Source organism: Bradyrhizobium sp. G127, assembly GCF_021502575.1.
Lineage (GTDB): Bacteria > Pseudomonadota > Alphaproteobacteria > Rhizobiales > Xanthobacteraceae > Afipia.
Genome location: NZ_JAKFGN010000001.1, coordinates 2,049,752 through 2,071,997, shown reverse-complemented (window position 1 = coordinate 2,071,997; position 22,246 = coordinate 2,049,752). Strand labels below are relative to the sequence as shown.

Below are 22,246 nucleotides of genomic sequence, written 5' to 3'. Positions count from 1 at the left end.
GCGTTACACTTTCTTAGCGCGGGTCATCACGGCGAACTCAGCGAGTCCTCTCCGAGATAGCGGATACGCGCCTCGCTCCATGCCTCTCTCTGGATCGCGTCGAGGATCGCAATCGACAGCGACTTTCGCAGCCGGCTGTCAGGCGGCAGCGCGAAGGCATAGTTTTGCGTCTCGATCGAGATATCGAGCAGCTTAAGCCGCGACGCGTACCCCTGCCGGATCGCCCACGCGAGCAACGGCTTGTCATAGACGAACGCGTCGATGCGGCCGGCACGCAGTGCCTTCAGGCCGTCGCCTGGTGTTTCGTACGGCTGGAACTTGATCTTGCGCCGCAGAAGATCGCCTTCGGACGATGTCCCCTTGACGGTGCCGACGCGCACCGACGCAAGGTCGGCGACGCCGTAGATTGTTCCCTGGATTTGCGATGTAGTCAGCACCGACGTTACGCCAGCGGTAAAGACCGCAATCGTGATCACCGACACCACCAGCCAGATGACCGCCACGCTGCGGCCAAGAATGGTCTGCGGCCCTTTCTCCGCCGACGACCGCTGGGTCATCGCCAACGTCGACCACCACACGCTGGAGCTGATGCCCTTGGTGATGCTGCCGCCGAAATATTCGTTCTGCCGCCGCTCCAGCAGCCAGACCAGAATGCCGGCGCCGAGCGTCAGCGAGATCAGCGCGATAATCGCTTGCAGAAAATTGAACGAAGTCAGCGCACGGCCCAGCGTGCCCCAGTTCATCACGCTGACAATCGGAACGGCGATGCCGGTGCCGGTCGAATAATAGGACTGCGTGAAATCGAGAACCTTCTCACGATCGACGGTGATCGTGATCGCACCGACAGCGACGTCGAAACGTCCCGCGGCCGTTTCCTCGATCAACTGAGGCATATCCCGGGCTTCGACGAGGCGGAACGTCTGGTTCGTCGCCTTTGCAACCTGCCGCCACAGTTCAATGCTGAGGCCCGACCACGCGCCATCGGACCCCTTCAGCGCGAACGGCGGCGCGTCCTTGACGCCGACCACAAGCTCGCGCTTCTGAGGCACCGCTGCCTTCTGCGTCTGCGCGTGGGCAAACGGCAGAACCGACAACGATATCAGCGCCACACAAACTATCCGCAGGATCATCGTATCTTCCGCAAATCCGGCTCCATCGGCAAGCCAAGGCTGTAAATGCAATGACGCGTTTGTGACAGATTCTGCCAAGCGCCGCGTTACCAAAGATCTTTGCCTTGTCCGCAATTTTGAGGCCTTTGGCTGCTCAAGTCGGCGTTTTGTGACCCGGCGAAAGCGCTGCTATACCGGAGCACCTTTTCCGGATCGCATGACTGAAAGAACAAACCCATGAAAGCCTATGTCTACGGCGCGAATGGCGCCGCGATCACCGACGTGCCAAAGCCCTCGCCGAAGGGGCCGCAGGTTCTGGTCAAAGTTCATGCCTGCGGCATGAACCGTGCCGATCTGGGCATGATCAAGGGCCACGTCCACGGCTCCGCCGGCGGCGTCGGTACCGTGCTCGGCATGGAATGGGCCGGGGAGATTGCCGAACTCGGACCTGATGCAGAGGGTGTGAAGGTCGGCGACCGCGTGATGGGCTCCGGCGCGGGAGGCTACGCCGAATACGCCGTGACCGACTATGGCCGAGTGTTCTCCATACCTACGGGCATGGACTTCGAGCAGGCCGCATCGCTGACGCTGGCTCTGACCACCATGCACAACGCTGTGATGACAAACGGCGCGCTCCAGCCGGGCCAGAGTCTTCTGGTCCAGGGCGCGAGTTCAGGTGTCGGGCTGATGGCGCAGCAGATCGCCAAACTCAAGGGGGCGAAGCTGGTTATCGGCTCCTCCACCGACCCGAAGCGCCGCGCGCAGCTCACCACTCACGGTGCGGACATCGCCATCAATTCCAGCGATCCCGCGTGGGTCGATCAGGTGCTGAAAGCAACCAACGGCGGAGGCGTCGATGTCATCATCGATCAGGTGTCCGGCAAGCTGATGAACCAGAACCTCGCCGCAACCAAGGTGCTCGGCCGCATCGTCAACGTCGGCCGTCTCGGCGGCACCCACGGCGATTTCGACTTCGATCTCCACGCCGCGCGGCGTATCAGCTACATCGGAGTGACGTTCCGCACGCGCTCGATCGAGGAGATCCGCGACATCTTCACTGCGGTGAAGCAGGACATCTGGCCCGCGGTTGAATCCGGCAAATTGAAACTACCGATCGACCGCGTGTTCCCGTTCGGCGATATCGCACAGGCCGTGGAGTATATGTCGGCCAACAAGCACTTCGGTAAGATTGTCCTGAAGTTCTGACCCGACTTGGTCTTCCTGCGAATGACACGCATTTCAAAGGACAATTCCGGATTGACGCTTGGCAGCGGACCGTGACAAGACCCGCGCATTGACGAGGGGCCGATGAGCGCAGTCAAGCAACAGGTAGCCGCGATTTCAATCGTCGCCAGCGCAAGCATGGCGGCGATCAAGTTCGCCGTGGGCATCGCCATCGGCAGTATCGCGCTGATCTCGGAAGCGCTGCACTCCTCGGTCGATCTCATCGCCACGGTCATCACCTGGATCGTGGTGCGGATTTCCGACCGGCCCGCCGACGCGGAACATCACTACGGCCACGGCAAGCTGGAAAGCCTCTCCGCGCTCGGCGTGATCGCCCTGCTCTACATTCTGGCCGGCGGCATCGTGGTCGAGGCTTACGGTCGGCTGCGCGAGGGCGCCGCGCCGCCGACACTGTCGGCGCTGCCATTCGTCGTGCTGGTAGTGGACATCGCCGTGAATTTCTGGCGCGCGCGGGCGCTCCACAAGACCGCGATGGATACCAAGAGCCAGGCGCTGGAAGCCGACGCGCTGCATTTCGCGTCCGACGTGCTCGGCTCCTTCGCCGTCATCGCCGGCCTGGGCCTCACCGCGCTGGGCTATGCGTGGGGTGATTCCGGCGCCGCCATCGCGGTCGCTGTTCTGATCTCGATCCTGGGCCTGCGGCTCGGCAAGTCCACCATCGAGACGCTGCTGGACCGCGCACCGGACGGCGCATCCGAGAAGGCCGAGGCGGCCATCCGCGGAATTCCCGGCGTGGTCGATGTGGAACGGCTGCGGGTGCGGATGGTGGGGGCGCGGCATTTCGTCGATGCCACGGTGCATGTGCCCCGCACCTACCCGATCGACCGCATCGACGACATCAAGCGCAAGGCGCAGGATGCGGTGAGCGAAGCCCTTCACGACGCCGACCTGACCTTCACTGCCACCCCGGTCGCGCACAGCAATGAGAGCGTGCGCGAGCGAATCATGGTGATCGCCCGCAACTCCGGTCTCGCTATCCATCATGTGACGGTTCACGACCTCGGCGAAAAGCTGACCGTCAGCATTGACCTCGAGGTCGATGGCGACATGCCGCTGAAGGACGCCCACGATATTGCGCATCGGCTGGAGGCCTCGATCCGCGAGGAGTTCGGCGCCGACGCCGAGGTCGATACCCACATCGAACCGCTCGAGCCGGAGCTTCCGCTCGGCAGCGACGCCGCACCGGGGCGAGTCGAGACCGTTCAGCGGGCACTGTCGCGCTTCGCCGCCGAGGGCGGCGCGATCCACGACGTGCACAATGTGCGGGTCCGCGATACCGACGCGGGCGAGATCGTCAATTTCCATTGCCGCGCGGTGCCCTCAATGAGCGTCATCGACGTGCATGAGAAAGTCGACGAGATCGAGCGCGCCCTGCGCCATGCGTTCCCATCCGTGAAGCGCGTCATCAGCCACGCCGAGCCCGCGCGTTAGCGCGCACGCGCCACGTTCTCGTTTCGGACTCAACTCACACGCACAAAACGAGTCCAAATTTCCTTGGGACAACATTTATTTTGCATTAACGATTCGTTGACTCTCGACAGCGTGGGAAAAGTGGATTCAAATCGACTTGTGATTCGGAAAGGATGGGGAAAGCCTTACCGAATGGGGTGCAGACAAGAAAATACGAGGGGCGAGGAATGGCGCGTTCGCACGCAGCGACGACGTGTGTCCAATCCGATTCGATCAAAGGAATGGCACAGTCGATTGCGAAGCCGGCTTACCACCGCCTGCTGATCGCGGAATCGACTCTCCGCCGCGCCGTTCCCACCCTCATCATCGCCTTCCTCGTCACCATCTGCATCGGCGCTTTCGTCCAGGTTCTCGATCAGACCCGGCAGAAGCGCGCTTCGTTGAAGCGTGACCTGTCGGCGCTGGCGGATGTGCTGGCGGAACGCCTCGACCGTATCGTTCTGACGCGGCAGGATCGCGCGGCGCCGAGCGAGCGGTTTCAAAACATGCTGCCCGGGCTGGTGCCCTCGTGGGGCATCGCCGCCGGCCGCCATGTCATCGTCACCGGCGAAGGACAACACATCATCGCGCGCATTCCCGCCGACGAAAATACCGAAGATGCGGGACGCCTGCTCGATGTGCTAAGCGCCACGCAATTGCTGACCCTGCGAGGAAGCCAGAGCGGCGTGGTCGAAATCGAGTTGCCGGGCACTCCCCACGCCCTTGCCACCCAGCGCGCGATCAAATCGCTGCCCGGACAGGTCGTCGTCATTCAGGAGCAGATTGAATCGCCGTGGCGCTCCGACGCTGCGCTGCAGATCACATTGTCCGCCACTACCGGCTTCGTGGTGCTGATCCTCGGCTTCGCATTTCACTGGCAATCGACCCGCGCCCGCGAAGGCGACCTCATCAACGATGCCGTGCGCTCGCGAATCGATACCGCGCTGAACCGCGGCCGCTGCGGATTGTGGGACTGGGATCTGTCGCGCGGACGCATCTTCTGGTCGCAGTCGATGTTTGAACTGCTCGGGTTGGAAGGTCGCAGCGACCTGCTGACGTTCGGCGAGGTCAATGCGCTGGTGATGTCGGACGACATCGACCTGTTCGTGATCGCCGATCAACTGGTCGCCGGAAAGCTCGACCATATCGATCAGACGTTCCGGATGCGCCACGCCAACGGCCACTGGATCTGGCTGCGCGTGCGGTGCGAGCTCAGTCAGGGACCGAACGACAACGGGAGCCATCTGATCGGCATCGCGGTCGACATCACCGAGCAGAAAAGCCTTGCCGAGAAGACGGTCGAAGCCGACCTGCGCCTGCGCGACGCCATCGAGACCATCCCGGAAGCGTTCGTGCTGTGGGACGCCGACAACCGCCTCGTCCTCTGCAATTCGCACTTTAAACGCTTGCACAAGCTCCCCGACTCCGCGGTCAAGCAAGGCACCTCCTACGAGACCGTGAGCAAGGTCGGCAGGATGCCGGAAATCCGCACCCGGCTGCCGAATTCGCCGGAGCCCGGCGCACGCACCTTCGAGGCGCAACTGGATGACGGAAGCTGGCTCAACATCAGCGAGCGACGCACCAAGGACGGCGGCTATGTCTCGGTCGGAACCGACATCACCCAGATCAAGCTGCATGAACAGAAGCTGATCGACAACGATCTTCGCCTCACCGCCAACGTGATCGATCTCAAGCGCTCCCAGACCGAGCTCGAGCGTCAGGCTCAGTTGCTGGCCGAACTGGCGCAGAAATATGCCGACGAGAAAAACCGCGCCGAGGAAGCCAACCAGACCAAGTCGAAATTCCTGGCCAACATGAGCCACGAATTACGCACCCCGCTGAATGCCATCATCGGCTTCTCGGAGGTCATGGGCAGCGGAATGTTCGGCGCGCTCGGCTCCGAGAAATATCAGGAATACTGCAACGACATCATGACCAGCGGAAACTATCTGCTGGACGTCATCAACGACATCCTCGACATGTCGAAGATCGAAGCCGGACGCATGAAGCTCGACTACGAGCCGCTCGATCTCGCACAAACGCTCACCGAATCCCTGCGGGTGGTATCCGGCCGCGCCGAGAACAAGAACCTGACGGTGAATTCCGATATTCGCGGCGCGATTCCGATCCTCGCCGATCGCCGCGCCATGAAGCAGATCGCGGTCAACCTGTTGTCCAACGCGGTGAAGTTCACGCCGGACGGCGGCAAGATCACGGTGCGCAGTCGCATGATCAACAAGTCGGTGATGCTGACCATCGCCGACAGCGGCATCGGCATCGCGCCGCAGTCGCTGGTCAAGCTCGGCCGCCCGTTCGAGCAGGTCGAAAGCCAGTTGACCAAGAGCTATCACGGCTCGGGGCTTGGCCTCGCCATCGCCAAGTCACTTGCCAATCTGCACGGCGGGTCGATGAAACTGCGCTCCCGGCTCGGCGTCGGCACCATCGTATGCGTGACACTGCCGTGCGGCCACCGCGAACACGCTGCGCCGAGTATTATTGCCGAGGCCGTCCCTCAAGCAGCGCCAGGAAAACCTCGCGCACGCCGCTCTGCGTCTCCCGCACGCGCGCCTCGAGCGACGAAAAGTCCGGAGCGTCTCCAGCCCGCGTCAGCACGCGCAGAAGATCCTCCCCGGCTGTTTCCGGTTTGAATTTCCCGACCACGCAAAGCCGGATGATCTGCGTCAGGTCATGATAGAGCCGTGACGCCGCGCGCAGAATGTCGGCGTCGGATTGCGGCAGCACCCCGAGCCGCGCCGCATTCTCCAGCACCTGCACGGTGCTAACGTTGAGAATATCCGGCTTGTCCGCCGCGTGAACGAGCTGGAGATATTGCGCGATGAATTCAATATCGACCATGCCGCCGGCGGCATTCTTCAGGTCCCAGATATCGTTCTCGCCCTTTTCCTCGGCGATGGCACGGCGCATTTCCAGCACGTCGCTGGCGATGATGCCGGTCTCGCGCCGGCGCGTCAGCACGTCGCGGATCACCGCCTCGATCTTGCTGCGGAATGCAGGCGTCGCGGAGATGACTCGCGCCCGGGTCAACGCCATGTGCTCCCAGGTCCAGGCTTCGTGCTCCTGATATTCCGCGAAAGCGTCGATGCGCGACGCCAGCGGTCCCGCGCGGCCCGACGGCCGCAGCCGCATGTCGACCTCGTACAGTACGCCAAAGTTGGTGCGGGTGGTAAAGGCGCTGATGAGCCGCTGGGTCAGCCGCGCGAAATACTGCGAGCCGTGCAGCGGCCGCGCGCCATCCGAATCAGGAGCCTCATGGTCGAAATCGTAGATCAGGATCAGGTCGAGATCGGATGACGCGGTCATCTCGCGGCTGCCGAGCTTGCCCATCGCTACGATGGCGGTTTCCTGATCCTTGATCCGCCCGTGCTGTTCGGCGAACTGCTTCAGCACCAGAACATCCATCGTATGCGCAATGCCCTCCGCGACATCGGCGAAAGCGATGCCAGCCTGCTGCGCCGACACCGTGCCGGACAGGATGCGGGTGCCGATCAGGAACAGGCTTTCCTGCCCGAACAGCCGTAGGCGATCGAGGAACTCCTCATAGGAGTTCGCATCGGACAATGTGGCCGCGAGCCGTGCCGACAGTTCGCCCTGATCCGGCATCGCACCGAAGAAGCGCGGATCGATCAGCCCGTCCATGATCTGCGGCTGGCGCGCCAGCATGTCGCTCAGGCGCGGCGCGGCGCCGAGCACGAGCGCCACCAGCGCGACCAGCTCCTTGTTCTGGCTGAGCAGCGAAATCAGCCGCCCGCCCCGCTGCAAGGCCTGGAGAAAGCGGTCGAACGCCACCACGCCGTCATCGGGCTCCTCGGCGCGCGACAGGCCGCGCATCAAGTCGGGAACGAATTCCCGAAACGCCTGCCGCGTCGCGTCCACCCTGAACACGCGATACTCGCCATTCATCCAGTGCCGGACGGTTTCCGCCACCATCTTCGGCTTCTTGAAGCCGAGGTTGAGGAGATGCTCGAGCAGCGCCTTGTCATCCGGGCCCGCGCCGTAATTTACATCGGGCAGCTTCTCGGTGCCGGTGGGGTCGCCCTCGAACAGGCGACCATAGTGGTTCTGCACGCAGTTGAGATGCGCCAGCAGGTCTTTCGCAAAAGAGGCACGATCGTCATACCCGAAGAAACGCGCGAAGCGCTCGACGGCTTCCATCTCTTCCGGCAGCGCATGGGTCTGCTCGTCTGCCACCATCTGCAGCCGGTGCTCGACCCGGCGCAGGAAATCGTAGGCCAGAGTCAGTTCATCGCGCGCCTGAGGCGTGATCCAGTTGCTCTGCGCGAGAATGTTGAGCGCTTCCAGCGTGGGACGCACGCGCAATTCTGGATGTCGCCCGCCCGCGATCAGTTGCTGGGTCTGGGCAAAGAACTCGATCTCGCGAATGCCGCCGCGCCCGACCTTGACGTTATGCCCCTCGACGGAAATCTCGTTCTGGCCGCGAAATGTCTGCATCTGGCGCTTCATGTCGTGGACATCGGTGAGCGCCGCAAAATCCAGATGCTTGCGCCAGACGAACGGCGAAATCTCCGCGACCAGCGCATCGCCGGCTTTCAGGTCGCCCGCGCAGGGCAGCGCCTTGATCATGGCGGCGCGCTCCCAGGTGCGCCCCTCGCGTTCGTAGTAATGCAGTGCCGCCGCGGTCGAGATCGCCACCGGCGTGGATGCGGGATCGGGCCGCAGCCGCAAATCGACGCGGAAAACATAGCCATCGGCGGTGCGCTGTTGCAGCAGCCGCGACAGGCCCTGGGCCACCTTGACGAAGAACGGCGACGGCTCGATGCCTTCCGCCAACGTCGTCGCATCGAGTTCGTAGAAGACGATCAAATCGATGTCGCTGGAATAGTTCAGTTCCCCCGCACCCATTTTGCCCATGGCAAGAACGACGAGGCCACTGCCGACCTCGGGATGCTCGGCATCGGGCGGCAGCAAGCGCCCGCGCGCGGCCTCCTGCTTGAGCAGGAAACGGATGGCGCACTGCACCGACGTCACCGCGATGTCGGTCAGCGCCCGCGTTACCCGCATCACCGGCCACACGCCGCCGATATCGCAGAGCGCGATCAGCAGCGCCGCCTCGGACTTCATCCGGCGTAGCGACGTCATGATGTCGGCTTCGCTCGCGGCAGCGGCGACATCGGCCACCGTCTTGCCGATCAGCGCCGCCAGATGATCGTCCGGATCGCATTGAAACAGCCGCACAGCGCGGCCCGCATCCGCGCGCATCAGATCGAACAGATAGGGCGAAGCTTCGGCGACGCCCTCGAGGATCGCCTTGGCGTAAGGGAAAGAAGCCACGATGTCCCTGAGCGCGTTCGCGGCCTCGGGCGGGCAATCGCCCAGCCAGTCCGCCAGCCGCCGCTCGGCTTCGGAGGCCGCGGACAATTTCGGTCCGGCCACGAAACGGGCCGCCAGAGTGGGACGGCCTGCGCCGCCCATCACAGCTGAACTCATACGCTATTTTGTTCCACGCCCCGGCTCGGGATCACAAGCGTCACGCGCAGCCCCGGCTGACTGTCGGCGAGTCGCAGGCCGCCACCATGCAACGTCGCGACAGCCGATGCCAGACTCAAACCAAGCCCAGAGCCGGGCTGAGTGCGGCTGGCTTCCAGCCGGACAAACCGCTCCACCGCACGCTGGCGGTCGGCCTCTGGAATGCCAGGCCCATGGTCTGTGACACTGAGAAGAACATTATCCCCGTTCCGCCGCGCCTCGATCAGAATATCGGACGGTTTCGCAGCAGCGTCCGACCCGTCCGCCGCGCTTTCCAGCGGCGTGGTGACCGGCTGGCCATACTTGATGGCATTCTCGACGAGGTTCGCGAGCGCCTGGCTGATGAGCTCGCGATTGCCGTGGATCGTCGCGGTATCGGCCGAGACCGAAAGCGTCATGCCTTTGTCTTCTGCCAGCGGCTCATAAAGCTCGTGGATGCCGTGGGCCACTTCCCCCGCGTCGAAGTCGGTCATGTTGTCACGGGCCTGACCAGATTCCGCGCGCGCGATCATCAGCAGCGCATTGAAAGTGCGGATCAGGCCGTCGGATTCTTCGATGGTCCGTTCCAGCGCCGCGCGATATTCGCCCTCGTTGCTGGATTTCGCAAGCGCGTCCTCGGCGCGATTACGCAGCCGCGTCAGCGGCGTCTTGAGATCGTGGGCGATGTTGTCGGACACTTCCTTGAGCCCGGCCATTAGCGCCTCGATACGCTCCAGCATGGCATTGAGATTTTCAGCGAGCCGGTCGATTTCGTCGCCGCTGCGCCCGACCGGCAAGCGCTCGGCGAGATCGCCCGCCATGATCCGCTGCGTGGTGCCGGTCATGGCGTCGATCCGGCGCAGCACGCGGCGCGCAACGAACACGCCGCCGCCGAGGCCGAGAACGACCACGATCAGCACCGACCATTGCGCGGCCTTGGCCACAATGCCGAACAGCCGCCGCCGCTCTTCCAGATCGCGGCCCACCAGAATCCGGAAGCCGCCGGAGAGTTGCGCCACCTTCACCAGCGCGAAATGACTTTTGGTGTTGGCATCGTTTTCTTCGAGCCGCTTGTAGAACGTCTCGGCCCAGCCGGGATGGTCCATGATGCCCGGCGCCAGCGAGGCGACGTTACCGGCGACGCCCTGCCCCTGCGGCGTGGTGACGAGATACAGGTTCGCGCCCGGACGCAACGCTCGGCCTTCGACGGCGGAGACCAGTCCACGCAGGCCGTTGCGCGTATACTGGTCGGTGAGTTCGCTGAGTTCGGAATTGACAGTCTCGACGATCTGCTCGGTGATCATGCGCCGCGTGTTCCAGGCGAAGTAGCCCAGCAGCGACGCCGCGAATAGCGCGAACAGGAACAGGTAGACCAGCGTCAGGCGAAACGCAGTGGTCCGGACAAGTTTACCGAATGCCGTCACGGATCATGTATCCGGCACCACGAATGGTGTGCAGCAGCGGACGATCGTGTCCCTTGTCGATCTTGGAGCGCAGCCGCGAGATATGGACGTCGATCACATTGGTCTGCGGATCGAAGTGATAGTCCCACACGTTCTCGAGCAGCATGGTGCGGGTCACCACCTGCCCTGCGTGCTTCATCAGATATTCGAGCAGCCGGAATTCCCGCGGCTGCAATGTGATCTCGGTGGCGCCGCGCTTGACCTGATGCGAAAGCCGGTCGAGTTCGAGATCGCCGACGCGATAGGTCGTCTCCTCGGACGGCCCGCCGTGACGGCGCGACAGCACCTCGACGCGCGCCAGCAGTTCCGCGAATGAATAAGGCTTCGGCAGATAGTCGTCGCCACCGGCGCGCAGGCCCTTGATGCGGTCATCGACCTGGCCGAGCGCCGACAGGATCAGCGCCGGTGTGTGATTGCCCTTGCCGCGCAGGGTGCCGATGATCGACAGTCCGTCCCGCTTCGGCAGCATGCGGTCGATCACGAGCACGTCGTACTCGCCGGATTCGGCCAGCGCGAGGCCCTCCTCGCCGTCGCTGGCGAGATCGGCGACATGGCCAACCTCGCGAAACGCCTTCACGAGATAGTCGGCAGACTCGCGGTCGTCTTCAACGATAAGCAATCGCATCTGTGATTCGGTCTGGGTCGGAACAACGGAGCTTTGGTGCAGCATGGCGCGATGACCGTTTTGATGCAAGGCAACGCACGTCACCTCGCGCAGGTTCGCCCTGAGAAGAAAACGGGCGGTGAAGCTGGGGGACTTCACCGCCCGCCGTGCACGACCGACTGGAGTGCGATCGTGCCTGCACTCGACGGAGGGGGGCGTTTTCCATCGAGAGCAATCCAAGCATCGCGCCTGAAATACGTGTGGCGCGATGCTCTGGTGTCCTGAACCCGAAGTTCGCCTTACTTTGCAGCATCTTCCGTAGCGAACTTCGGATTCAGGACACCAGAAATTATAATTACAGTGTGGTTTCGGTTCGCAAGTCCGCAAAAGAACGCGCTGCAGGACTGACGCGGACTTGCGAACCACCACACTGGTTTCAAGGGACGGGTTTTTAAGGCCCGTCCCCGGGAAGGAGCCGTCGGCGGGGGCGAATGTGCCGGCGACAACTCCCCATCTCTCGTCCGCTCGCGCGGACGGTTAACCTTTGGCCACCGGCATCGCGACGAAGCGCGACGAGTCGCCGGACTTCACACGGACCAGCACGCTGTTCTTGTTGTCGGCGCGCGCGGCGGTGATCGCCTCGCGAACCTCGCCCGGCGTCGAGACCAGCTTGCCGGCGACTTCGACGATCACGTCGCCTTCCTTGAAACCGCGCTCGGCCGACGGGCTGTTCGGATCGACATTGGTCACCACCACACCTTCCTTGCCCGCGCCGGCGACGCTGGTCGCCGGAGCAAGCGTCAGACCGAGGTTCGGCACGGTGACGCTGCCTCGCGTGGCCTTGCCGCCACCGTCATCGTTCTGGTCGGTATCCGCTTTGGCCTGCTTGGCATTCGGCAACTCGCCGAGCGTCATGCTGAGAATCTTGTCCTGGCCCTTGTGGACCACAACCAGCTTCACGGTCTGGCCGGGAGCCATGCCGCCGATGGTCCGCGCCAGTTCGCGCGCATCCTTGACGGGCAGATCGTTGACCCGGGTGATGACGTCGCCGGATTCAACGCCGGCCTTCGCGGCCGGACCGTTGGGCTGCGGCTCGGCAACCAGCGCGCCTTCGGTCTTCTTCAGGCCGAGGCTGTCGGCGATCTCAGGCGTCACCTGCTGGATCTGGACGCCGATCCAGCCGCGGCTGACCGAGCCCTTGTCCTTGAGCTGCTGCACGACACTCTTCACCGTGGAGGCCGGGATCGCGAAGGCGATGCCGACGCTGCCGCCCGACGGCGAGTAGATCGCGGTGTTGACGCCGACGACGTCGCCTTCGGTGTTGAAGGTCGGGCCGCCCGAGTTGCCCTTGTTCACGGGCGCGTCGATCTGGATGAAATCGTCATAGGGTCCGTTGCCGATGTCACGGCCGCGTGCCGAAACGATGCCCGCGGTCACGGTGCCGCCGAGGCCGAACGGATTGCCGACCGCCAGCACCCAGTCGCCGATGCGCGGCTGACCGTCGGAAAGCTTGGCGAACGGCAAGTTGCTGACGCCATCGACCTTGATCAATGCGAGGTCGGTGCGCGGATCGGTGCCGATCACCTTGGCGGTGTGGGTCTTGCCGTCATCGGTCGTGACTTCAACCTTGTCCGCGCCGTCGACGACGTGGTTGTTGGTGACGGCGAAACCGTCAGCCGAGATGAAGAAGCCCGAACCCTGGCCGGTCACTTGACCGCCGCCGCGTCCGCCACGGCCGCCGCGACCGCCGGGGAATCCATCCGGACCGCCGAAGCGCTTGAAGAAGCGCTCCATCGGCGAACCGGGCGGGAACGGATTATCACCATTGTCGGCGCTGTCGCTCGACACCTGCTTTTCTGCGATCTTCACGCGTACCGAAATCACCGACGGCTTCACCCGCTCGACGATATCGGCAAAACCAACCGGCTGCTGAACCTGACGGACCTCCTTGTTGACCTGCGCATGCGCAGTCGTGGTCAGGAGATCGAAGTTATTGGAGGGGGTCAGGCCATAAGTTGCAACGCCCAGACCCGCGACGACCGAAGCCATCAGCGCGAACTTGCGCGCGGAGAAAATGGAACGGCGCGGCGCGGTATAGGATGGGAGCTTCGAAAAGTCGGTCGGACGGTCGGTCATGAAACATCTCCAGGAGAGCGAAACGAGGGGCGGAAAATCTCGCGGTGCTGTCTGCACCTGTGCTCTGGAAGATGGAGGACGCGGCCTTACCGTGCTCTGTCGGGGGAATTAATGTTTTGTAATAAAAACAAGGCCCGGAACGGCCTTCGCAATGCGCGTTAAATGCCTGTCAAACCGGCTTTTTTGCGGGTTCCTCACCGGCAATCAACTTCTCGATTCGGGCCTCTTCCTCGGGGGTGAGTTGGAATGACGCACCCTCCTCGCTTGCGACGCGCTGCCTGCGGCGGCGATTCCCAAGCCACAGCGCGAATCCGCCGCCGACAAGCGCCAGTGGCGGAATCAGCCAGAGGATCAGCGTCTGGCCTTCCACGCGCGGCTTGAGCAGCACGAATTCGCCATAGCGCGCGACCAGGAAATCCATCACCTGCTGATCGGTATTGCCAGCGGCGATGCGCTCGCGCACCAGCAGACGCAGATCGCGCGCCAGCGGCGCGTCGGAATCGTCGATGGATTGATTCTGGCAGACCATGCAGCGCAGTTCACGCGACAGGTTGCGCGCCCGCGCCTCCTGCGCCGGATCGGCCATGATCTCGTCGGGCTGCACGGCGTGGGACACCGACGGCATCAGCGCCAGCATGATCGCAAACAGCGCAAAACGGATGCGTGTCATCGTGACTACTCCGCCGCCTGCAACGCGCCGGCGGTCTTCGTGGCTTTCGCAGGCTTCGGCGCACCGACGCGCAGCCGCCGGTCGGTGAGCGACAGGAAACCGCCGAATGCCATCAGCACCGGCCCGAACCAGATCAGCAGCACCAGCGGCTTGTGGTAGATGCGCACGGCCACCGATCCGTCCGCGTTGGTATCACCGAGCGAAATGTAGAGCTGGCTGACGCCGCGCGTCAGCAACGCCGCCTCGCTGGTGGACATGCCACGCGTCGTGAAGCTGCGTTTCGACGGCGACATCACGCCGACGGTCCTGCCGTCCAGCGCCACCGTGAATCGCGAGATGGCCTCGCGATAATTCGGTCCCTGCTGCTGCGTCAGGCCGTCGAGCTTGACCTGATAGCCGCCGACGGTGACGACGTCGTTCGGACGCATCGAGGCGATGCTCTCGCTGTTCCATGTCGTCTCGCAGACGATACCGATCAGCGCGACGCCAAGGCCCGCATGCGCGAAGGCGGAACCCCATGTCGAGCGTGGCAGGCCGCGTGCCCGGCTCATTGACGTGGCGAGCGGCGTGCGGAACAGTTGAATGCGCTCGACGATGTCGGTTACTGCGCCGAGAATGACGAAGATCGCTATGCCGATCATCAGCGGTGCGAAGGCACCGCCGCCGCGCGTCCATGCCCACAGCACGGCGATCGTCACCAGCGAGACGATGCCCGCCGCCGTGAGCCGCTGCGCCGCGCCGACAATGTCGCCGCGCTTCCACGCCAGTTGCGTGCCGAACGGCACTGCCAGCAGCAGCGGCAGGAACAGCGGCGCGAACGTCAGATTGAAGAACGGCGCGCCGACCGAGATCTTGTCGCCGGTGAGAACCTCCAGCGCCAGCGGATACAGCGTACCGACCAGAACGGTGGCGCACGCCGTGGTCAGCAGCAGGTTGTTCAGCACCAGCGCGCCCTCGCGCGAGATCGGCGCGAACAGCCCGCCCTGCTTCAACGCGGTGGCCCGCCACGCATAGAGGCTGAGGCTGCCGCCGATGAACAGGCAGAGGATCATGAGAATGAACACGCCGCGCGCCGGATCGCTGGCGAAGGTGTGCACCGACGTCAGCACGCCGGAGCGCACCAGAAAGGTGCCGAGCAGCGACAGCGAAAACGTCAGGATCGCGAGCAGGATGGTCCAGACCTTCAGCGCCTCGCGCTTCTCCATCACCACCGCCGAATGCAGCAGCGCGGTGCCGGCAAGCCACGGCATCAGCGAGGCGTTCTCCACCGGGTCCCAGAACCACCAGCCGCCCCAGCCGAGCTCATAGTAGGCCCAGTAAGAGCCCATCGCGATGCCGAGGGTGAGGAAGATCCACGCCATCAGCGTCCACGGCCGCACCCAGCGCGCCCAGGCGGCATCGATGCGGCCTTCGATCAGCGCGGCGACTGCGAAGGAGAACGAAATCGAAAACCCGACATAGCCGAGGTAGAGCATCGGCGGATGGATCGCGAGGCCGATGTCCTGCAGGATCGGATTGAGGTCACGGCCCTCGATCGGCGGATTGGCGATGCGCAGAAACGGATTCGAGGTGGCGAGAATGAAAAGATAGAACGCGGTGCCGACCCATGCCTGCACAGCCAGCACGAGCGCCCGCAGCGAGCGCGGCAGATTGTTGCCGAAGGCCGCCACCATCGCACCGAACAGCGCGAGGATCAGCACCCACAGCAGCATCGAGCCTTCGTGGTTTCCCCACACGCCGGTAATTTTATAGAGTAGCGGTTTCAGCGAATGCGAATTCTCGTAGACATTCGCGACCGAGAAATCCGACGTGATATGCAGCCACGTCAGGGCGGCGAACGAGAAGGCCGCGAACACGAACTGCACCAGCGCGGTGGAGCGCGCCACATTCATCAGCGCCGGATCGCGCAGCCGCGCGCCGATCACCGGCACCACCGACTGGATCAGCGCCAGCGCCAGAGCGAGAACGAGAGCGAAATGTCCGGCTTCCGCGATCATTTCGCGCTTCCCTGCACCCCGGGTGACTTCTTCTCGTAGTCATCCTTCCAGTGCCCGGTCTTTTTCAGTTCCTCCGCGACGGCTTTCGGCATGTAGGTTTCGTCGTGCTTGGCAAGAACCGTATCGGCCTTGAACACGCCGCTGGCGTCGAGCGCGCCTTCGGACACGATGCCCTGCCCCTCGCGGAACAGATCCGGCAAGATGCCCTGATAAGCCACGGGCAGCGTGGCATTTCCGTCGGTGACGTCAAACTTCACCTGAAGCTTGTCGCCGCGCACCAGCGATCCCTCGCGCACCATGCCGCCGAGGCGAAAGCGCTGACCCGGCTGGAGATGCTTTTCCACGGCCATGGTCGGCGTCGAGAAGAACAAAATGGAATCACGCAGGGCGTTGAGCACCAGTCCGGCCGCGATCGCCAGCACCGCGAGCGAACACCCGATCAACGTCAACCGCCGCTGTTTGCGCGTCATAAGAATTATCCGTCCAGTCCAAGACTCTTGAGGCCGTCGTTCAACTGCTGCAACCGCGTGGCATCGCTGCCCACTGCTTGCCGTGCGTCGCCGCGCGCCGCTTGCGCCTTGTCGCGCTCGCCGAGAACCATATAGGCGCGCACCAGACGCAACCAACCGTCCACGTCGTTGCCGTTGTCCTTCAATCGCGTGGCGAGGCCATCGACCATGCCGCGGATCATCGCGTTACGGTCGCCCTCGCTCATGCTTTTGGCGCTCGCGATGGCCTCGTCCGACAATTTCGGCGCAACCGCGCCGACCCGCGCCAGCGCGCCCTGCACCAGCGGACGCCACGGCGCATCAGCGGGCGCGGAGGCCAACATCGCGCGCCACACGTTCGCGGCATCGTCCTTGCGGCCATCCTGCTCGGCGGCGAGACCGACGAAATAGCGCGCCTTCACTTCGTTCGGATCGAGCGCGATGGCGCGGTCGAACTCGGCCTTGGCCTCGGCGGTGACGACGCCGCCGCCGGCCGCCACCATCGCTTCGCCAAGATCGGCGCGGCGCGACGCGCTCTCGCCGTTGTAGGTGATGGCGTTGCGCCAGGCGCGCACCGCGTCGTCGAAGCGGCCGATCTTGGTCAGCACCGGCGCCAGCACTTCCCAGCCGCGGCCATCAGTCGGATTCTTTTCCAGATGGGTTTCGACCTGCGCCACCAGCTTGTCCATCGACGCGGTCGCGACCGATGTGCGGGCGCGCTCCGCCAGCGGAAAGTCGCCGAGCGACGGCGAACCGAATTGCGCATAGAGCACGATAGCCACCAGCGGCAATCCGGCCAGCGCGATCACAGCGACGGCGCGGCGGAAAAAAGCGTTCGACGATGACGACGCCCCGGTCTCGGCATCGGATGCAGCAAGCAGACGGCGACTGATCTCGATGCGCGCGGCTTCCGCCTCATTGACGCCGATCATGCCGGCCGCGGCATCGCGTTGCACCTCGGCGAGTTGGTCCTTGTAGACCGCGGCCTCGCTGCCCTCCGCGGAACCGGAGCCACGCCCGAGCGGCCACAGCACGGCAAAGACCGCGGCAGCCGTCATCAGCGCGAACACGAACCAGAGCGTCATTCCAGATGGTTCCCGGTAACACTAGAACCGCCAAAAGCGGCCATTCCGGGCCGGGTTACACCACGGCTGATGGACCCGTGCAATTGACATTTCCGGCACGAATTCAAGGGGATTCCGGGGTGCATTGCAGGCTTTTCAGCGGGAGGAAGCTAGCAAGGGAATAAAGCGCGAAGCGCGGAACGACGTTGCGCTGGATCAACCTGCCTTGGAGGGCTTGCGCTCGGACTTCGCGTCCTCGGCGGCCTTGCGTTCGACCGGCCGGGCCATCTCGGCGGCCTTGCTCATCAGTGAAGCGTAGTCCGGGCCGAACAGCACGTCGCAGAAGCGGATCGCGGCCTGCATCTGCATCAGGCGGTAGGCCCGCACCCGCTGATCGTGGGTACGGAGCGATTCCACGAGCGTCTCTGTGGCCTTCTCGACGTAGTGCTGCAATTCGGTATAGGCGCGCAGCGACACCTCGTTGATCGCCAGTTCACTGGCATAGGTGCGACACACCGCGACGAAGTCGATCAGCGCGGCGGTTTCCTCGATATCCACCGGATCGATCCGGTTCGCCGAGGTCACGTCCTTGTCCGGCCCCTGCCGCAGCAGCCGGCGCACGCGGCCCGGCACGCTGTCGATCTCGGATTGCAGCGAATTGGAAATCTCGGAACGGATCGAGGCCAGTTGCTTGCCCCACGCCGACTCCGAACGGATGTCGAGTTCGGTGCGCAGGCCGCGAACGCCGTCATGGAGCGTCTTGAGATTGTTGGAGGTGTCGTTGAAGTGGCCGCGCTTGATGTCGCTGCGCAGTTCGGCGGCCAGGCGCGACAGATCGTGGATCGCCATGGTCACGGTGATGCCGAACGGCGTGCCCGCGACGCGGATCTCGTCATCGGACGCGGCCATCATGATGCCGAGGCGGACGATCTGCCACGGCGCGGCGAGCCGGTTCATCACCAGCGCGACGGCGAACGGCAGCACCTGCGGTGTTTGCAGCGAAGGCAGATTGAGCGCTGCCATCACCGACCGGATCTGGGATTCGCCGAACGCCCGCATCTGGCCGGGCAGTTTGTGATTGAGTTTTTCCAGCGAGTCGCAGGCGCTCAGGACGGCGCCGATCGAGGCGATGTCCTCCACCACGCTGGTCGCGCCGAGACGGCCAAGGGTGCGCTGGCGCTCGCCGCCCGTCAGGTTGCCGGTGACGCTGGCAATCGCCTCGGCAGCCGCGAGTTGAAGGGCGCGTGCGGCAGCATTGTCCGCCGCACCGCCCGCCACTGCGGCCTCGAAGGTGCGGACGGCTTCGGGACAGCCTTCGCGTCCGAGCCAGAGCCAGACCGGACCGAGCGACGCGCGCCGGATCTGGCCGGGCCGGATATGGGGGACGTTTTCGACGAGAAACGGCTCAAGGGGGCGAAACACCCGCCGCATCGGATCTTCGGTTCGGGGCGTCATGTCCTCGCTGGGCGCGCGGACGATGCTGCGCAACTGTTCGAGCACGAAATTGGCAACGGCGACGTCCTCGCCGCGCTCGATGGAGCGCTCGAACTCGCGCATCAGCAGGGCCTGCGCCTTCGGCGGCAATTGCCCGAGATAGTCCTTCAACCGCTCGATCGACGATTGGCTCATGCGCCCAAACGCTTACCCCTGGCCGCCCGACAAGGCACCCCACCGGGTTTCTTAGCCGGAGCGTCGTTAATTTGGGGTTGAGGACGTGATTGGGGGAGGATTTCGCGCCGTTTACAGTCGGCAACAGCTCCGCCGATGCCCGGCAACGCAGGCATCAGAAGTGTTTGGGGAGGCCGGCCTGCTTGAGGACCACGTTGGCGGTATGCCGCGATTTGATGTTGTTATCGACGGTGAAGCGGATGCCGGAAATCGGGCTTTCCCAGATTTCGTGATCACCCCGCCCCTGACGGATAAAAAAGCAATTCGCCTGCAGCAGAAGCTTCTTCAGCTCTGGCGTAAGGCTTTTCATGCAGCCTTGGCGCCGACCCTGACCCGTCGAGAGAAGGTGGCAATCACTTCGACCGGGACGTCGAACCCATCATCGGCTTCGTCCACGTCCATCAAATCGCGAATGAGACCCGGCAGTTTCGCGTCCAGTTCATCGAGACTGGAGGCTTCGGTCACGAGACCGGGCAGATCGGTGCTTTCCGCCGTCCACACGTCCGCTTCGTTATCCCAGGTCGCTCGAACGACGATGAGATGTCCCATTTTTACTGCGCCCCCGGAAGGAATGGCGGTCATCAAAGCAGTCCTGTCGAGTCCAGACAAGTATGCCCGCGAGCATGCGGGACAACGCATTAAACCATAGTTAGCCGCGTCCATACGGAATTAAGATCGGCGTCACCTCTAACACGTTGATTTGAAGCGACTCTTACACCCCCGGCAGCACCAGTTCCGCCCGCAGGCCGCCGATCGGTGCGGCACCGAGCTTGAGGCTGCCGCCGTAGAGGGCCGCGAGGTCGGTCACAATGGACAGGCCAAGGCCCGAACCGGGCTTGGTCTCGTCCAGCCGCTGCCCCCTGCCCGCCACCTGAACCCGCTGCTCCGGTGACAGCCCTGGCCCGTCGTCGTCCACGATGATTCGCAGCGTCGGGTTGAGCGGACCGCCGGGCGTCAGTTCCAGCAGAACCTCGATACGCACCTGCTGTTCGGCCCACTTGCAGGCGTTGTCCACCAGGTTGCCGGTCATCTCCTCGAGGTCCTGCCGCTCGCCCCGAAACTTTGCGCCGGCCGCCGCGTCTACGTCGATCAGAATATCGCGGTCGCGGTGAATCTTCTCCATGGTCCGGGCCAGCGCCCCGATCACCGGCGCGACCTCGGTCACGGTGCCGATGGTCTGCGCCCGCGCGGCGATGCGCGCCCGCTCCAGATGATGCGCGACCTGATCGCGCATGATGTCGGCCTGTTCGAGGATCTTCATCGCGAACGGATCGAGGCCGTGGGTCCCCGCCTCGTTGACGATGACAGACAGCGGCGTCTTGATGGCGTGGGCGAGATTGCCGACATGGGTGCGCGAGCGCTCGACAATGGCGCGATTGGCATCGAGCAGCGCGTTGGTCTCGCGCGCCAGCGGCGCGATTTCCTCGGGAAACTCCCCTTCCAGCCGCTCGGCATCGCCGGAGCGGATCGCCGCCAGCGAACTGGAAATGCGCTTGAGCGGCGCAAGGCCGAACCGCACCTGAAAAATCGTGGTGAGCAGAAGGCCGACGGTCAGCGCTGCGAAGGTGGCGGCGAGATAGGTGTTGAACGCCCAGGTCTCGTCGTCGATCTCGGTGGCGTCCCCGGCGACGGAGGCGAGATATTTTCCCTCGGTGCCGAGATCGACCGGCCGCTCCACCATGCGCAGGTGCTGGTCCTCGGGGCCCTTCACATAGGCGAGCCGCACGCCGGACTGATCCAGCTCGATCCCCATATCCTCGAGCTTCGGCAGCGTGGCGTCCCACAGCGAGCGCGAGGCCCGCACCTCCGGCTTGTCGCCGTCGACCCGAGCCATGCGCCAGTACCAGCCGGATAGCGGCAATTCGAACAGCGGCTCGCCCAGCGACTGCACCGAGCGGTCCGCGGACTTGTCGCCCTTGTCGGTTTTGTCGTTCTTGTCCGCGGGATCGTCCGGCTGCGCCGCTTCGGCGATCAGGGTGCGCAGATAGAAATTCAGCCGGCGGTCGAAGGCGCGCTCCACCGAGCGCTTGTACACCGAAGACAGGATAATGCCGGTGATGAGCAGGATCACCACCACCCAGGCCGTCGCAGACAGAAACAGTCGTGTCGCGAGAGATTTAGCGCGCATCGGTTGCGGGTGGCGGCGGCGCAACAGTCACGGGCGGCGGCGTCAGCAGATAGCCGAGGCCCCGCACGGTCTGAATGATGTCGACGTCGAGCTTCTTGCGGATGCGGCCGACAAAGACTTCGATCGTGTTGGAGTCGCGGTCGAAGTCCTGATCGTACAGATGCTCGACCAGTTCGGTGCGCGACACCACGCGGCCGGAATGGTGCATGAGATAGGCCAGCAGCCGGTACTCATGCGAGGTCATCTTGATCGGATTGCCGTTGACGCTGACGCGGTTGGTGCGGGTATCGAGCATCACCGGCCCGCAGGTCAGTTCGGACTGCGCATGGCCCGCGCTTCGCCGCAGCAGCGCACGAATCCGCGCCAGCACTTCCTCGAGATGAAACGGCTTGGCGACATAGTCGTCGGCGCCGGCATCGAAGCCCTGCACCTTGTCGCTCCAGCGGTCGCGCGCGGTGAGGATCAGCACCGGCATGGTGCGCTTGTTGCGGCGCCATGCTTCCAAAACCGAGATGCCGTCCATCTTGGGCAGGCCGATGTCGAGCACCACGGCGTCGTAGGGCTCGCTGTCGCCGAGGAAGTGCCCCTCCTCGCCATCGAACGCGCGGTCCACCACATAGCCTGCATCCGACAAAGCCGTCGTAAGCTGGCGGTTGAGATCCGGATCATCTTCAACAACAAGAAGGCGCAAGACAGTCTCCGCACGTTTGCCTCTAAACTGACGCTAACATGAACGGCGCG

General features: G+C 63.9%; 16 protein-coding genes and 1 pseudogene. 3 read left to right on the top strand and 14 right to left on the bottom strand.

Features of this window, described 5'->3' with window-relative positions:
• Nucleotides 1-26 precede the first annotated feature (26 nt).
• Entirely contained in the window at nucleotides 27-1,109 is a 1,083-nt protein-coding gene (locus LVY71_RS09775) for a substrate-binding periplasmic protein (protein WP_235099599.1), read from the bottom strand.
• A gap of 237 nt (nucleotides 1,110-1,346) precedes the next feature.
• Between LVY71_RS09775 and LVY71_RS09770 the strand changes: the two genes are divergently transcribed.
• The 3 genes from LVY71_RS09770 to LVY71_RS09760 all read left to right on the top strand — a co-directional run bounded on the left by LVY71_RS09770 (nucleotide 1,347) and on the right by LVY71_RS09760 (nucleotide 6,451).
• On the top strand, nucleotides 1,347-2,315 hold the full coding sequence (locus LVY71_RS09770; protein ID WP_235099598.1) for a zinc-binding dehydrogenase: 969 nt from the start codon (nucleotides 1,347-1,349) through the stop codon (nucleotides 2,313-2,315).
• Nucleotides 2,316-2,417: 102 nt separating this feature from the next.
• Entirely contained in the window at nucleotides 2,418-3,785 is a 1,368-nt protein-coding gene (locus tag LVY71_RS09765; protein WP_235099597.1) for a cation diffusion facilitator family transporter, read from the top strand.
• Between the two features lie 206 nt (nucleotides 3,786-3,991).
• Nucleotides 3,992-6,451 carry a sensor histidine kinase gene (locus LVY71_RS09760; protein WP_235099596.1) on the top strand — a complete coding sequence of 820 codons (2,460 nt, stop codon included), beginning with the start codon at nucleotides 3,992-3,994 and terminating at the stop codon, nucleotides 6,449-6,451.
• On the opposite strand, the pseudogene LVY71_RS09755 reads toward LVY71_RS09760, so the two are convergent.
• From LVY71_RS09755 to LVY71_RS09695, 13 genes and pseudogenes are all read right to left on the bottom strand, one after another.
• Nucleotides 6,372-9,254: pseudogene (locus LVY71_RS09755) on the bottom strand (bifunctional [glutamine synthetase] adenylyltransferase/[glutamine synthetase]-adenylyl-L-tyrosine phosphorylase); the annotation flags it as partial. The gene LVY71_RS09760 and the pseudogene LVY71_RS09755 overlap by 80 nt on opposite strands.
• An 11-nt stretch (nucleotides 9,255-9,265) precedes the next feature.
• Nucleotides 9,266-10,711, bottom strand: coding sequence for a sensor histidine kinase (locus LVY71_RS09750; protein ID WP_235099595.1), 1,446 nt, complete (start codon nucleotides 10,709-10,711; stop codon nucleotides 9,266-9,268).
• Nucleotides 10,695-11,420: a response regulator transcription factor gene (locus LVY71_RS09745; protein WP_283842518.1), complete on the bottom strand. Its 726-nt coding sequence runs from the start codon at nucleotides 11,418-11,420 to the stop codon at nucleotides 10,695-10,697. Before LVY71_RS09745 ends, LVY71_RS09750 begins: the two co-directional genes overlap by 17 nt.
• A 471-nt stretch (nucleotides 11,421-11,891) precedes the next feature.
• Nucleotides 11,892-13,490 carry a Do family serine endopeptidase gene (locus LVY71_RS09740; protein ID WP_235099593.1) on the bottom strand — a complete coding sequence of 533 codons (1,599 nt, stop codon included), beginning with the start codon at nucleotides 13,488-13,490 and terminating at the stop codon, nucleotides 11,892-11,894.
• A 169-nt stretch (nucleotides 13,491-13,659) separates the two neighbouring features.
• The gene (locus LVY71_RS09735) at nucleotides 13,660-14,160 is read right to left on the bottom strand and encodes a cytochrome c-type biogenesis protein (RefSeq protein ID WP_235099592.1); all 501 of its coding nucleotides are present in this window, start codon (nucleotides 14,158-14,160) and stop codon (nucleotides 13,660-13,662) included.
• Between the two features lie 5 nt (nucleotides 14,161-14,165).
• Entirely contained in the window at nucleotides 14,166-16,157 is a 1,992-nt protein-coding gene (locus tag LVY71_RS09730; RefSeq protein ID WP_235099591.1) for a heme lyase CcmF/NrfE family subunit, read from the bottom strand.
• Nucleotides 16,154-16,627 (bottom strand): cytochrome c maturation protein CcmE, encoded by a 474-nt coding sequence (gene ccmE, locus LVY71_RS09725; RefSeq protein ID WP_235099590.1) that lies wholly within the window; start codon nucleotides 16,625-16,627, stop codon nucleotides 16,154-16,156. The genes LVY71_RS09730 and ccmE overlap by 4 nt, the downstream gene beginning before the upstream one ends.
• A 5-nt stretch (nucleotides 16,628-16,632) precedes the next feature.
• Nucleotides 16,633-17,730: a c-type cytochrome biogenesis protein CcmI gene (gene ccmI, locus LVY71_RS09720; RefSeq protein ID WP_235099589.1), complete on the bottom strand. Its 1,098-nt coding sequence runs from the start codon at nucleotides 17,728-17,730 to the stop codon at nucleotides 16,633-16,635.
• Nucleotides 17,731-17,925: 195 nt separating this feature from the next.
• Nucleotides 17,926-19,338: a hypothetical protein gene (locus LVY71_RS09715; protein ID WP_235099588.1), complete on the bottom strand. Its 1,413-nt coding sequence runs from the start codon at nucleotides 19,336-19,338 to the stop codon at nucleotides 17,926-17,928.
• A 154-nt stretch (nucleotides 19,339-19,492) separates the two neighbouring features.
• Nucleotides 19,493-19,687, bottom strand: a complete 195-nt coding sequence (locus LVY71_RS09710; RefSeq protein WP_235099587.1) for a type II toxin-antitoxin system HicA family toxin — start codon at nucleotides 19,685-19,687, stop codon at nucleotides 19,493-19,495.
• Nucleotides 19,684-19,959 carry a DUF1902 domain-containing protein gene (locus LVY71_RS09705; RefSeq protein WP_235099586.1) on the bottom strand — a complete coding sequence of 92 codons (276 nt, stop codon included), beginning with the start codon at nucleotides 19,957-19,959 and terminating at the stop codon, nucleotides 19,684-19,686. Before LVY71_RS09705 ends, LVY71_RS09710 begins: the two co-directional genes overlap by 4 nt.
• Before the next feature lie 130 nt (nucleotides 19,960-20,089).
• Nucleotides 20,090-21,505 carry an ATP-binding protein gene (locus LVY71_RS09700; RefSeq protein WP_235099585.1) on the bottom strand — a complete coding sequence of 472 codons (1,416 nt, stop codon included), beginning with the start codon at nucleotides 21,503-21,505 and terminating at the stop codon, nucleotides 20,090-20,092.
• A complete protein-coding gene (locus LVY71_RS09695) occupies nucleotides 21,495-22,196 on the bottom strand; it encodes a response regulator transcription factor (protein ID WP_235099584.1) in 702 nt (233 codons plus the stop codon). The genes LVY71_RS09700 and LVY71_RS09695 overlap by 11 nt, the downstream gene beginning before the upstream one ends.
• Nucleotides 22,197-22,246 lie beyond the last annotated feature (50 nt).

Excerpts from the sequence above, each read along its gene's own strand:
- LVY71_RS09745 (WP_283842518.1), bottom strand. The coding sequence starts at position 11,420 with ATGCTGCACCAAAGCTCCGTTGTTCCGACCCAGACCGAATCACAGATG.
- LVY71_RS09730 (WP_235099591.1), bottom strand. The coding sequence starts at position 16,157 with ATGATCGCGGAAGCCGGACATTTCGCTCTCGTTCTCGCTCTGGCGCTG.
- LVY71_RS09710 (WP_235099587.1), bottom strand. The coding sequence starts at position 19,687 with ATGAAAAGCCTTACGCCAGAGCTGAAGAAGCTTCTGCTGCAGGCGAAT.
- LVY71_RS09765 (WP_235099597.1), top strand. The coding sequence starts at position 2,418 with ATGAGCGCAGTCAAGCAACAGGTAGCCGCGATTTCAATCGTCGCCAGC.
- LVY71_RS09705 (WP_235099586.1), bottom strand. The coding sequence starts at position 19,959 with ATGACCGCCATTCCTTCCGGGGGCGCAGTAAAAATGGGACATCTCATC.
- ccmI (WP_235099589.1), bottom strand. The coding sequence starts at position 17,730 with ATGACGCTCTGGTTCGTGTTCGCGCTGATGACGGCTGCCGCGGTCTTT.
- ccmE (WP_235099590.1), bottom strand. The coding sequence starts at position 16,627 with ATGACGCGCAAACAGCGGCGGTTGACGTTGATCGGGTGTTCGCTCGCG.
- LVY71_RS09715 (WP_235099588.1), bottom strand. The coding sequence starts at position 19,338 with ATGAGCCAATCGTCGATCGAGCGGTTGAAGGACTATCTCGGGCAATTG.
- LVY71_RS09735 (WP_235099592.1), bottom strand. The coding sequence starts at position 14,160 with ATGACACGCATCCGTTTTGCGCTGTTTGCGATCATGCTGGCGCTGATG.
- LVY71_RS09760 (WP_235099596.1), top strand. The coding sequence starts at position 3,992 with ATGGCGCGTTCGCACGCAGCGACGACGTGTGTCCAATCCGATTCGATC.
- LVY71_RS09740 (WP_235099593.1), bottom strand. The coding sequence starts at position 13,490 with ATGACCGACCGTCCGACCGACTTTTCGAAGCTCCCATCCTATACCGCG.
- LVY71_RS09700 (WP_235099585.1), bottom strand. The coding sequence starts at position 21,505 with ATGCGCGCTAAATCTCTCGCGACACGACTGTTTCTGTCTGCGACGGCC.
- LVY71_RS09770 (WP_235099598.1), top strand. The coding sequence starts at position 1,347 with ATGAAAGCCTATGTCTACGGCGCGAATGGCGCCGCGATCACCGACGTG.